Source organism: Lacrimispora sp. (assembly GCF_032078915.1).
In the GTDB taxonomy this organism is placed as follows: Bacteria; Bacillota; Clostridia; order Lachnospirales; family Lachnospiraceae; genus Lacrimispora.
On sequence record NZ_DAMAUN010000127.1, the window covers coordinates 1 to 12,976 of the forward strand.

13 protein-coding genes are annotated in these 12,976 nt (G+C 37.5%); 4 read left to right on the plus strand and 9 right to left on the minus strand.

Going from position 1 to position 12,976, the window contains the following annotated elements; translation table 11 throughout:
• Positions 1–140 precede the first annotated feature (140 nt).
• From RT269_RS27765 to RT269_RS27790, 6 genes are all read right to left on the minus strand, one after another.
• The gene (locus tag RT269_RS27765; protein ID WP_313187575.1) at positions 141–926 is read right to left on the minus strand and encodes a MurR/RpiR family transcriptional regulator; all 786 of its coding nucleotides are present in this window, start codon (positions 924–926) and stop codon (positions 141–143) included.
• A gap of 120 nt (positions 927–1,046) precedes the next feature.
• Positions 1,047–2,423 (minus strand): M24 family metallopeptidase, encoded by a 1,377-nt coding sequence (locus RT269_RS27770; RefSeq protein WP_313187576.1) that lies wholly within the window; start codon positions 2,421–2,423, stop codon positions 1,047–1,049.
• Between the two features lie 16 nt (positions 2,424–2,439).
• The gene (locus RT269_RS27775; protein ID WP_313187577.1) at positions 2,440–3,888 is read right to left on the minus strand and encodes a M81 family metallopeptidase; all 1,449 of its coding nucleotides are present in this window, start codon (positions 3,886–3,888) and stop codon (positions 2,440–2,442) included.
• Positions 3,889–4,034: 146 nt separating this feature from the next.
• Positions 4,035–5,405, minus strand: a complete 1,371-nt coding sequence (locus RT269_RS27780; RefSeq protein WP_313187579.1) for a PTS transporter subunit EIIC — start codon at positions 5,403–5,405, stop codon at positions 4,035–4,037.
• 188 nt (positions 5,406–5,593) lie between these two features.
• Positions 5,594–7,003 (minus strand): glycoside hydrolase family 1 protein, encoded by a 1,410-nt coding sequence (locus RT269_RS27785; protein WP_313187580.1) that lies wholly within the window; start codon positions 7,001–7,003, stop codon positions 5,594–5,596.
• 236 nt (positions 7,004–7,239) lie between these two features.
• The gene (locus RT269_RS27790) at positions 7,240–8,091 is read right to left on the minus strand and encodes an N-acetylmuramoyl-L-alanine amidase family protein (RefSeq protein WP_313187581.1); all 852 of its coding nucleotides are present in this window, start codon (positions 8,089–8,091) and stop codon (positions 7,240–7,242) included.
• 460 nt (positions 8,092–8,551) lie between these two features.
• On the opposite strand from RT269_RS27790, the gene RT269_RS27795 reads away from it, so the two are divergent.
• On the plus strand, positions 8,552–8,980 hold the full coding sequence (locus RT269_RS27795; protein WP_313187583.1) for a hypothetical protein: 429 nt from the start codon (positions 8,552–8,554) through the stop codon (positions 8,978–8,980).
• 292 nt (positions 8,981–9,272) lie between these two features.
• On the opposite strand, the gene RT269_RS27800 is transcribed toward RT269_RS27795, so the two are convergent.
• The gene (locus RT269_RS27800; protein ID WP_313187585.1) at positions 9,273–10,211 is read right to left on the minus strand and encodes a UbiA family prenyltransferase; all 939 of its coding nucleotides are present in this window, start codon (positions 10,209–10,211) and stop codon (positions 9,273–9,275) included.
• A 315-nt stretch (positions 10,212–10,526) separates the two neighbouring features.
• Between RT269_RS27800 and RT269_RS27805 the strand changes: the two genes are divergently transcribed.
• A complete protein-coding gene (locus RT269_RS27805) occupies positions 10,527–11,075 on the plus strand; it encodes a GNAT family N-acetyltransferase (RefSeq protein WP_313187586.1) in 549 nt (182 codons plus the stop codon).
• Positions 11,076–11,104: 29 nt separating this feature from the next.
• Positions 11,105–11,557 (plus strand): GNAT family N-acetyltransferase, encoded by a 453-nt coding sequence (locus RT269_RS27810; protein ID WP_331664252.1) that lies wholly within the window; start codon positions 11,105–11,107, stop codon positions 11,555–11,557.
• 145 nt (positions 11,558–11,702) lie between these two features.
• On the opposite strand, the gene RT269_RS27815 is transcribed toward RT269_RS27810, so the two are convergent.
• Together RT269_RS27815 and RT269_RS27820 are read right to left on the minus strand one after the other, a co-directional pair.
• Positions 11,703–12,356, minus strand: coding sequence for a class I SAM-dependent methyltransferase (locus RT269_RS27815; RefSeq protein WP_313187588.1), 654 nt, complete (start codon positions 12,354–12,356; stop codon positions 11,703–11,705).
• 45 nt (positions 12,357–12,401) lie between these two features.
• The gene (locus RT269_RS27820) at positions 12,402–12,620 is read right to left on the minus strand and encodes a hypothetical protein (protein WP_313187589.1); all 219 of its coding nucleotides are present in this window, start codon (positions 12,618–12,620) and stop codon (positions 12,402–12,404) included.
• Positions 12,621–12,874: 254 nt separating this feature from the next.
• On the opposite strand from RT269_RS27820, the gene RT269_RS27825 reads away from it, so the two are divergent.
• The coding region (locus tag RT269_RS27825) for a helix-turn-helix transcriptional regulator (RefSeq protein ID WP_313187592.1) at positions 12,875–12,976 on the plus strand (102 nt) is incomplete at its 3' end.

Here is a 12,976-nt window from a genome sequence, read left to right on the forward strand (position 1 = left end):
CCACAAAAAAAGGCGCCGCTTTCGCTGACGCCATATGATGATTCATAAACCAAGGTTGTTTGAAATACAGTTTTTATGCAGCTTCCTTATAACTGAATTTGCCCAGATATCAGTTATAAGGAAGCTATATTTTTAATCATCTAAGAATATAAAAATATATATTGCATGGATAATAAATCAAGTATATAGGTAATGCCATATTTCCCATAAATACTAAGGTAATCATTGGAGATGCTATTATTACTTATATAAAAAACATCTTCATATGCACTTTTTAAACTCTGATCCCTGTTTCCTGTTATTAAAAATTTATGGCCTTTTAAACTTTTAACAAATTCCAGTGACAGCTCTGCAAACTTTCCAGATGCTGATACCGTAATTATGATATCCTCAGCATTGAAGGATTTTAAAACATTGTTCTTAGTAAATGAATTTGAAATAACATGAGTAACCTTAGATGCAAACATTAATTCCTGCTGAAACTTTGCGATCGTTCCGCTGGTATTGTTTGCACATAAGAACACGATATTAACATCTTTATGAAGCAGCTGACACAAAAAACTTATCTTTTCCAAATTAAAATGCTCATCAATATCTATAATCATGTCATTAATAAGACTTTTTATATGGCTTTGATAATTGGAATATTCTTCAATATCTCTATATCTTAAATTGCTTGGAAATACTAATTTAGTCACTGAACTTTTTAATTTGCTGAAATTATCGTATCCCAGTTGTTCGCAGAATCTTCTGATGGCTGATATTGATGTAAAGCATTCTTCTGTGATTTCTGAAATACTGACACTGGAAATTCTATATAGATTTTTTAAAATGTACTGTGCTAATACATATTCAATATTATCTGACTTTCCTGCGTTTACTATTAATGATAAAGAGTTTAAGAGACCTAAGTTATTGATTTCCACATTACATTCCTCCATTGAGCTTATTAATGCATGAGTACTCTTTTATTATAAGCTATTTATAACCGGACGGGTATGGAGATAAAAGTGTTCAGGATATATTTTAAACAACGATCAGAATTCTCATTTGGAACCTGTGAATGCCGCTTTCTTATTGAGTAAGAATGGACGGCAGTAAGCAGTCGCATTACTTGTTGGAATAACTTCTTCAGAAAGATTGATTGCCAATACTTCCTTGATATAAGCCCTGCGTTTTTCGATTCGATTCCACATTTCCGGATATTCCTTTTTTATTGCGTCACGTAATGCCTTGTCAGCCAGCATAACTCCGCTCTCACAGCTGATTCCGCCGTAACCGGGAACGGCTGGAATAATATCAATCTGGAACAGCATTCCGCTCTTTATTCGTTCCTCAGAGCCTGGGTACACCGGAGAAGCAAGCCATTCTTCATCGGCACATAAATGACCGGGGTTTAATGACCATCCATACTGGGCTTTTGGCAGCACTTCTTCTATCTTATCATATAATTCGTTTCCGTCCATACCAATATAAATCGTTTCTAACCAAGTCTTTACAGCTGTGTAGTAGGGGATCGCCACCTTCTTCAAGTAGTCCTTTTCACCTTCCGGCAATTCCTCTTCGCTCGATACCGCATATCCGCCGCGGCTTTGTAATCCTCCCTTGAATCCCGTAGTGATTGAAATACGGTCTCCTTTTTTAATTACTTTATTGGTTGGGTATATATTGGCTTTCACAAAACGCTCCCCCGCCGCCATGATTGTTACAACATTATGAGGCTGTCCAAATGCAGCTAGCTTCTCTGCGATCTGCATTTCTGTTTTTCCTTCATCAAACTCTTCCATGGCTTCTAATATACAATTCCCTGCAAGTGCAGCCCCAAATTCATAATGCGCTAATTCATTGGCATTGTTTGTGGTTCGTACGCCTCCATCTCCTATGAATAAGCCCGCTGCATTAGAAAATCCGGCTTCCTTGCAGATGCTCATGATTGCTTGTACGATAAAGTAAGGAATATCATATAATGCAGTATTATCCTCGGATTTGCCGGTGAAATTCTTCCAACCAGCAAAACCAATATTTTTTGCCTTTTCCAATCCGCACTGCCTTAAAATTTCAGCAACGCTTTTCTCTGTCTCCATTGGCTGGTTTGGAAGGGAAAAATACGGCATGTGCACAGCCGTCACTTCAATTCTTGATTTTGCTGCTTTGTTCAAATTCTCATTTCCTAATACCATATAGGCCTTCCCACTAGAATGAAGCACTAATAAGGCCTCTTCAAAACGAGGCAGGAAACCGCATATGTATTCAAAATTACCTCCATGTTCCAAATCGGCATAGATAACAATTGTATCATAACCTTTTTCTTTCATCTTTGCCAACAATTTTTCTTTTCTTTCTTCCATTGTTTCATTACTTAATGCAACTGGTACAAGATCCTGTTCTAATTCCGGCGCTTTTATTTCTTTTAGCTGTATCATTTTATTTTCTCCTACTTTAAATGTCGTCAATCGGAAACATTGGGCGCATAATGCGTTTAAATTGCAGCTTTGAAGTATCCTGCAGCGTTGCTCCCTGTGTTAATGACATAACGGTTAATTTGCCTTCTTCTTTTAATTCCGGGAAAATATATCCCTGTTTAACAATAATGATATCATAGTCTTCATAGTTTACACCAGCAGTATGAAATTGGTGTATTTCCACAAAAGGATGATTATTTCCTGAAACAATAATATCGATTGGTTTATCTTTGACACCAATGGTAATACAGCCGCCAAAATTGCCTTCTCCTACATAAGAGTAGCCAGCCAAATATCCTTTTGCTTTGACTGTAACATCTAAATCCACCTTTGCGGATAACTCATCCAAATTCATTCCTAAAGAAATTGATGTCTTTTCCTCTTCTTCCAGACCGTCTAATATTGTTAATGCCTCTGCATCATTTATGCCTGCAAACAAAAATTTCTTATTGCAGGTATTGTCAAGTGCCAGCACCTGGCGCAATAGAAATGTATTGCCTCCCACGGCTCCAGAGGTTACATTATCCCCGGAGTCAGTGATGAATACAGGCTTACCTTTATATTCTACTGCCATTTTCATTGCTTCCTCCGGCGGTGCAGTCAGTCCGGTATAATGGAATTCATGCCGTTTATCCCATACATACTTGGCTAATTTATCTGCAATTTTACCTGCATATTCCTGGTCGGTTTCTGTTGCAGGGATAACAACAATACCGCATCCTGCAACATCACAATCATGGCGAATATACCCTACATGCCAGGAACAGCTTAAAATTCTTTTATCTTCTTCTAATTCTTCTAAGTATCGATTGATGGATTTAACTGGTTCATCCGCAGAAACACTCTGTTCCCCGCCCAAAATCATCGGTAATTTACGATATACCGGCGTAATATTTTGACGCGTCTTAAGCAGTGCTGCCATCTTTTCACAGATAAACGAAATCGTTTCCTTTATATCTGTATGGGGAGAATTCCGGTAACTGCGAATCAATGTCGTGCTTTCTACATATTCCTCAGATAAGTTGCCGTGAGGATCACAAACAACTGCAACCGGTAAATAAGGACCAACTAATTTACGGATCTCCTTCACAATATGGTGATCACCTGATCCGCCCTCTAAGCCTTCCACTTCACTTGCTCCATGCAGGTGAAGATAGATTCCATCAATTTCATGAATGTGCTTTTTGACATCTTCCAAAATTCTATTTTCAATGAAATCAAAGGCATCTTTCTCTAACACACCACCGGCTGCAGCATTGGCATAAATGGAAGGGATGATTTCGACTCCTTCTCTCCCAAATACATCTTCACATTTCATTTCCCGAATGCAATCTTCTCCAAATAAAAGATTAAAATTTTCCAATCTGCTTTTATACGGAATGTTTGCATTGGATTCAATAACAAATTGGGCTATCAATACTTTCATTACATTCTTCCTCCTGATTACTTTAGAAGTGTGGCTCTCACTATAAAAAATCACCCCTATGAATATTATTCACAGGAGTAATTTTATAATATTCTTACACAATAGATTAAGTCACCCTTATTTTAAAATCAATTTATTAAACTTATTTATTCTGTTTTTGAGAGAATGATCTTGCATGATACAAAAGATACCGCAACTGCCACAACTGATACGATTGCGGCCAAAAAGAAATTCCCCATGCCGCCATCTTTATCAACAAAGAACAAAGCAGTTAATAATCCTGGGCATCCTCCCATAACATAGCTCTTTAATCCAAAGATGCCAGCAACCAAACCAGCACTTGCCGCTCCGATCGCAGTACCGATCAAAACTCTTGGCCTCATGATCAATGACCCGTAAAATGCCGGTTCCGTAACTCCGCAAAGTGCAGTTATACCAAAGGATGCAATCATACCTTTTTTGCTTTTATCGTTTCGAATGGTTGTAGCTACCGCCAATGCACTTCCACCAATACACAGGTTCGAGATAAATCCCATAACCATAATCGCCGGATCATATCCAATTGCCGCAACACTGTTAAATCCGATCGGCATAATGGCTTTGTCTAATCCAAGCATGACCATATAAGGGTAAACCACCGCAAAAACCGGCATGGCGATACCGCCAATTGCATTCATTAAGTTTGTAATTCCAACACCTACATAAGTACTTAAAACGGTTCCTATCGGCCCTAAAACAATTAAAGTAACAGGGACAACAAGGATCATTGTACATAATGGTTTCAAAAAATATCTCACTGTTTCAGGAATATACTTCTGGAATAACTTGTCCACAAAATACATGAATCCAATGCCTAGCATAATTGGCAATACGCTGCCTGTATATTCTACCACCGGAATTCCAATTCCTAAGAAGCTTAGTCCTGCTGCACCGCTAATATTGGAACTAACCAGCAGGCCGCCTAAAAAAGCGCCCATGATCGGTTCCATTTTTAAACGCTTCGCCATTGTAAATCCAATATAAACCGGCAAATAGGTAAACGCAGCACTGAAAATCGAAGTTAAAATAACAGCAGTACCAGAATCCATGGCAACACCAAAGTAATTAACCAATAAGTTTTTAAATGCCAGGATCATTCCGCCTGTGATCAGTGCAGGAACAATCGGCATAAAAACTGCGGCCATGAAGTTGCCAAATTTATTCACATAGTACATCGCCTTTTTTTCTTCCGGTTCTTCCGGGGAAGCTGTTTCCCTGGTTACGCCTTCTTTCCACCCTGACGCATCTAAGAAATCGTTATATGCTTCATTTACATTAGGACCAATGATAATCTGGACCTGTCCGGCTTTGCTGACAATGCCCAGGACATTTTCAATTCCTTTTAACGCTTCTTCATTTACAAGTTTCTTGCTGTTGTAATGTAAGCGAAGCCTAGTTGCGCAGTGCTCAACATGATTTAAGTTTTCAATACCACCAACATGCTCTAATACTTGCTTTGACATCTTAACATATTTCATTTTATTTTATCCTCCACCCATATTTATTCTACATTGAAACTAATCATTATATAGCTATATCAAAATTTATTAACCATGTTAAAAGCCTGATGGTTACCATATTTGTATACTTCAATAATATCTTTATATAAATACCTTGAAACCGGTGGCGAAAACTTTAGATGGTTACCATAGGATTTTCTACCCTTTTAGATGCCCCTTTTGTCTGCGATAAGGGCTTTATACCAGTAGTAGCTTTCCTTGGGAATTCGTCTATTGTTGTTTTCAAAATCAACCCTGACAATGCCATACCGCTTTTCATAGCCATTAATCCAACTATAGAGATCCATGGAAGACCATATATAATACCCTTGGACATTCACTCCTTCTTCTCTTGCCTGTAACATGTAATCGATAAATTCGCTGCATATTTCTATTCTTTCAGTATCTTTAACATAGCCATTATCATCGGGAGCTTCATATTGACCGCATCCGTTTTCCGTGATGTAAACCAAAATATCTCCATATTTTGCCTTGATTTCCTTTAAGGCATTGTACATACATTTTGGATAGACCTCTCTTCCCCAAAGATTGCGTCTGACATCAGGGTCAAATGATGTTTCAAACAGATCCTTTATACGAATGCCCTCTTTTGATTTTGATCCTTTCCCTTTATTATTGTGGAAAATTTCTGTTTCACCCTCAGAATAATCGGTTACATACTGACGATTATAAAGATTCAAGCCTATATAATCGATCTTGCCTTTTTCAAAATCAGGAATATCTTCTTCATGAATAAATGAGGCATCAACATTGTTATCCTCTAACACCTTATTTAGTTCAGCCGGTATTTTACCTAATACGGCGGTATCTAAAACCATGCGGTTGTAAAAAATATCAGCCCTTAATTTTACTAATTCTTTTTCTTCCGTGTCAGGGGCTAATTCAACATTTCCATTGTCATGAACAACCCCAATGATTCCTTTCATACCTAACTCTTTATAGCTTTGAACGGCTTTCGCACTTCCAAGCATCAGGTTATAAAGAACATTCCAAAAGCGTCCAAAATCAGCTTTATAGTTTGGCGGATAATTTCCTACAACATAACTGCAGTACGCATAATATCTTGGTTCATTGATCGTAGACCAGACCGTAACCCGGTCTCCAAAGCTTTCAAAGCACACTTTTGCATATTGGTTAAAAGCATCTACTACTTTTCGATTCTCCCATCCGCCGATTTTAGCCATCTCATTGGGGAGGTCGTAATGAAACAATGTCACATTAGGAGTAATTCCTTTTTCCAGACAATAGTTAATAACATTGTTATAATATTCAATTCCTTTCGGATTGACCTCGCCAACTCCCCGCGGAATGATTCTGGCCCATGAGATTGAGAATCTATAAGTATTTTGGTTTCCTTCTGCCATCAGGTCTATATCTTCTTTATACCTATGGTAAAAATCGCTGGCAACGTCACCATCTTCATTGTTTATATTCAGAGAACTTTCATGGCTAAAGACATCCCATTCATTTAAGCCTTTCCCATCTTCGTCCCAACCTCCTTCACATTGATAAGCAGCGGTTGCCGAGCCCCATAAAAAATTTCCTTTGATACACATGTTTTTTCTGTATTCCTCTCTTAAACAATTATCGCAAAACGTTTTACACTTTTTATTATAATCCTTTTAAAAAGTTCATGTAGTTCAAAATACGAACGATTTTAAACCGGCTTTAGCTTTCGTTATCTATTAATAAAATAAGCATTAAGGTGAGGGGACTTCTTTCACCTTAATGCTTATTTTATTAACTATTTTTGTTTTTAAAATTGGTTTTGCAATGGTTTTTATCTGGCTGGTTATCTTAATACGCCGTTTTCATCGGGAATAAATGTTTTGGCTGATGTAAGCATGCGGCCATCATTTTGAAGATAGTATGTTTTGCCTTCCAGGGTGATGAATCCTGTCCTCATAATTCCACTCTCAGGATCCAGGTAATACCAGTCACCGTTTTCATTCAGCCAGCCTGTATAGGATAAGCCATTGATATCATAAAAGTACCAGTTGCCGTCCTTTTTTACCCAGCCGGTTTGCACATCCGATGTACCGGAATTTGGGAATACCATGATTTTTGAAATCGCATGATCCGTTGACCAGACCAGGCAATTACGTCCTTTTGTCAGGTTATGGACCGTAACAATGTTACGGGTTAAATATGGAAACAGGTTACTTTGCTCTGTTATCCTGTATTGCTTCCCTGTATCAGAGGTAAGGATACCCGTCTTCCCATCTGAGTTAATCGACATAGACGCTACCGTTATGTATTCCGGAACCTGATAGTCAGCCGGGATTTTACAAAGCACTGTAAAGGCATTTGTCATAGGCGGCAGGCTCATAGTCATAACCGGACTAATGTCAGCATAAATAAATTCTCCTTCCTGTATTTGTCCAACTGCTTCAGGATCTCCGCTGACGGCATTTAAAATTCTCGACTCAGGGGAAAGGTTCAGAATGATTTCCTGGTCTGCACTGGCACCGTCCTTCCTTATCATACGGAGTCTGTTTTCGGAAACCTGGGTTACTGTTCCGTAAATACGTATGGAGCTTGGCAGCGAAGTCTGTTCCTCTGCTTGTGTTGTAAAAGCACTGGCCGACAGGACTAATGCTAAGGAGCTGATACCGGTTAACAGTAACTTTAAATATTTTTTCATGTTTTTGTCCTCCTTCATCATTTATAAGATATAGTATAACAGCAGATCCCAGATTTTGGCATTACGATATATTTACAATTTACTTAATGATCGTCAGGATTTAGACAATTTCCTTACATTGGGAACTTATTATTGATCGTTAGCAAGTTCGATGGTACTATAATGATAAAGATTATTTATGTAACTGGAGGGGCGGGGGATGAATTTATGCCAGTAATCAAAGGATTGGAATGGACTTTTAACACTGAGGCCGAAAAATATGAAGTTCTTTTCAGAAATCGAAAAAACGATTTATGATTTTGGCGGCCAAATCGTTTTATATGATACTATCGATTTGCAGCTTGCGAGGAAAAACCATAATATTCTTTTGTTAGAATAATGCGAAACCAATATCATAAATATGCAGAAAACACTTGCTATCATTAATTTAACATTCAAATTCAATTCTTAGGAGGTTTAAATGATTTCAGACAAAAATAAGGACTGGAAAAACAGCTTGCCTTTGATGCTTTGTGCTATCATTGTAGCAGCCGGAATTATTATTGCTGCATTGATATTTGCGAACATTATTGCTGACCGTCCTATGCTGGGCAATTTTAACGGTAGTATATCATCGAATAGCTATACTTATCCCGATCTTATGGAAATTGATGTTTTGCAGCAATATTTGGGCATATATCCGTCTCATGATGAATACGATAGCGAAGGTAATGGTGATAATTATGACAAAATAGATAGAAAACTTCGTTCCGATTTGCAAAATAATATTTTGAATGGAGTTTGGCCAGAGTTCCCTTATGTTCAAATTAACGACCGCCTTTATTTTAGTAAGCAAGCAGTTGATGATTGGTTTGTCGAACAGAGTAAACAACAACTTCGCATTAAATAAGCATGATATGCAGCGGATAATATTCAGCAGATAAATTTCAGCAGATAAATTTCAGTTCAATAATGGGAATCATAGACTAGATTCTATCAGTAATTAATATGCTCCTCCTTATATAAACAGTTTAAATATAATTCTGTTTATATAAGGAGGAGCATATTTTCATGCCTGGATCGCTTGCTTAATATATAATTCAGCAGTTTTTTGTTGAATAAAAGAGAAATGACCGGAGCCGCAGCTCCGGTCAGGAAATTAAAATCTCACAAAAAAGTTCTTCGATAAATGCAGCTTCCCATCAAAGAAATAAACCACTTAAAAAGATAACCAAAGTTTGAGCTCCCACAATGATAATATAATTCTGTACCGAAAGGATAAAGGTCTTTTCTTTGATATGTTCCGCTTTAAAACGGCAGATGTTCTTATGCACAGGAATAATGGTGATTAACGCCAGCAAACAGACCGGGGATAATATCCTCAGCGCAACAGACGCCGCCCATGTCAAATAAGTCACATAATATAGCCCGGCAAAAACACCCAATGCATTTTTGCCGAAAAAGTAAGGCAGCGTGTAACGCCCTACCGTAATATCCTTTTCCAGATCGCAGATATTGTTCGCCAGCATAATGTTGGCAGTCGCACAGATCGGACCTGCCGAAAGCAAAAGCAGGGAAAGCGAAGGCGCAATGTTTAGAGCAAACCGGATTGTATGCCAATCCACTGCTAAGGTCATGAATGTTCCAGACGGCATGTTCATGTAAAGCATCAGAAAAGGGATAAACAAACCATAAAACAGTCCTGAAAAAATCTCTCCCAAGGGTAAACGGGAAATCGGAACCGGCCCCCAGGTATAAAACACTCCGCAGAGAAAGCACAGGCCGCCCAACAGCAGAACGACCAAATCCGTGCGGTACGCCAGGGTAAGGCCCAAAGCAGAGCTTATGCCGAACAGCAGATAAATGATAAGCTTTGCTATGTTCCGTGAAAAAGGCAGCTTTTGACCATTCGTTTTGGTGTCAATATAGTTATTGATCGCGGTTGTCGTTAAGTCGAACAAAAACATAGAACAAAAAAATAAAACCGTACGCTCCATATTTACCGGCTGCCTGCGGTAAAACAGGTAAGCCAGAGACATAAGAAACGGAAGCAGACTTGTGATCTTGGTACGTATCTCAGTAAATTCAAGAAACTTTTTCATATTGGAATGAAAATCAACTACAGCGATCTTTGTTTGCATTGCAATCCTCTTTCATCTATTGATCAAATGGTATTAATGGGGCTTCCTAAACGAAACATTTTATATCCGTATCGGAATCCTTTCGAACACTAATAAAATTGTGCTCGTCAATATTATAACAATACTGAAAAAAATAGTCAAATCAATCAGCATGATGATTGCATATACCAGAAAGGCTTAACTAAGGTAGGATTTAACGGACCACTTTATATTGGAATTTTATATTGATCGGTGATACTATTTTTGATAATATGATATTTACTATAAGAAATCTAATTAAAGATAAAATAAATAAGGATATCATGGAGGATTATAATGAGAATAGAGGAAACCACATATATATCTAACAATGGTAAAAAAGTTATTTTAAGAAGTCCTGAGATATCCGACTCTAAAGATTTACTTGAATATCTAGTGAAATGCGCTGGTGAGACCGATTATTTGGGGAGATATCCTGAGGAAATTACCAGAACCATTGATGAAGAAGATTCTTATATTTCCAAACAGCTGAAACATGAAAAAAGCTTTGACGTCTCTGCCTTTGTGGACAATAAGCTGGTCGCTAATGGGACCATATATTGCATTAGGGGAAATATGAAAACAAAACACAGAGCTGGTTATGGAATTGCTGTGTTAAAAGATTACTGGGATCTTGGAATAGGTAATATGTTAACAAAATGCTGTCTCCATCATGGGAAAAAGCTAGGCTATGAACAGGTTGAGCTCGGGGTCGTTGCAGATAATAAACGAGCAGTCCATGTCTATGAACAACATGGATTTAAGATATGCGGGACGATTGTAAATGCCGAAAAATTAAAGGATGGGACATATCGGGATCTACTTATGATGATATGCAAATTATAGGATTGCTGTATTTGAAGGGAGTGTATCAATTGAAAATAGAAAAAGCAGAATATGAGGATTTAAAAGATATACTTGAATTACAATATCTTGCATATCAGAGCGAAGCGGCTTTACTAAACAACTATGAAATACCACCTCTTAAACAGTCATTATCAGATATTCAAAATGAATATTCCGGTGGAACTGTCTTAAAAGCTGTTGATGATGGCGGGGCTATCATAGGGTCAGTAAGAACGTACAAAGAGAATGATACGGTATATGTTGGAAAACTAATTGTGCATCCACAACATCAGAAAAAAGGAATCGGTACTGCCCTGCTGCGTGAAGTAGAAAGCGTCTGTCGCTCAAAACGATATGAACTTTTTACAAGCGATAAAAGCCAGAACAATATCAGGCTTTATGGAAAAGTCGGATATCGAAGATTTAAGGACCAAGTAATAACACCTGAATTACGTTTTATTTTCTTAGAAAAAAAGCTATAACGACTCTGTAACGGAGGACTGCTGGTTTTGATATTAAGTCAGCAGTCCTTAAGAGTATCCCAAATATTTATCGTTCTGACAAAAAGTGTACAATTCTTCTCTTTCAATCCGAAATTTTCATCCCTTGCAAGTAAGGGCATAACAATCATTTATATGCTTTCAAAATATACGTACTTTGCCATTTATTCAGTGGTTCGACTTTTGAAAATCCTCCGGAGAGTAACGCTTCTGTTTCATGCGCTCGTGTAAGCGGTGTATCATAGTGATAAAACTCACCGTCACATATTCCCAATTCTTTTTTCAACCGGGAAAGCTCTAAAAAGTTATTTTTTTCTTCTTCATCATTTTCAGCCATATAGTCCGTTAAAATAAAATATCCGCCCTCTTTCAACGAACCATGCAGCTTTTTATAAAGCAGAATTTTCTGTTCCAGAGTGAAATGATGCAATGATTCCACAGAAACGGCAGCATCAAATACATTTTCACCAAAAGGAACCTCAAAATAGGAACCATTGATAAGCGTAAGCTGTTTGTCTGGAAATTTGGCCTGAAGTGCTTTTAACATACCATTTGCCAAATCGATCCCTGTTATGACAGCAAGTGGATTAAGCATAAAATATTCATTTAATTCAAGCCCTGTCCCACAGCCCAAATCGAGCACTTTACAGCCTTCGGTCATAGGCAGCTGCGATGCCGTATAGGGATAAAATATTTTTGCAGAATCAATCGCATTAAGCTGGTGATCCTCATACCCTTCTAAACGACTATCAAAAAATTCTTCCATTTTTTCAAGCTTCATTACAATCTCCCCCATATGATCAAAAAAATAAGTTTCAAGAATATATTACCATTTAATATACGAACTATCAATATTTGTTACTAAATCTACATCAGGTTTCAATTTATTCATAAGAAGTAAGTCATAACATGAATAGGTATAATCCTTAAAAGATTCAATATTGAATAACAGAGTGTTTTTCAGCCGATTGCTCGTTTCAATCGCTAATTCATATTGCTGCAGATTAATCACATTCTCTCTTAATGCCTCCTCTAATTCATCCATATCATCCTCAATAATCGTTCCATCAGGATATACTACCAAATCTAAATACAAGTCATCAAAATAAGGTTACTGGTTTAAATTCTTTTCACCCAAAAACTGCCTGTTATCCATATAGTGCTCTTATTTTAAGAAAATGTCAACGGTACTTATTATTTACAGCAAGCAAGTAAAAGTAGCAAAAAAGCAACCAGCAGGGACTACAAAAGTACAATTCAAATATGGTAAGATAGTAAAAAACACGGAGGTGGATTTCTATGATTTTTCCAGAAAAATTACAGCTGCTAAGAAAAAGCAAAGGCTTAACACAGGAGGAACTAGCTGAAAAAGTATCCGTAGCCCGTCAAGCCATAACGAAA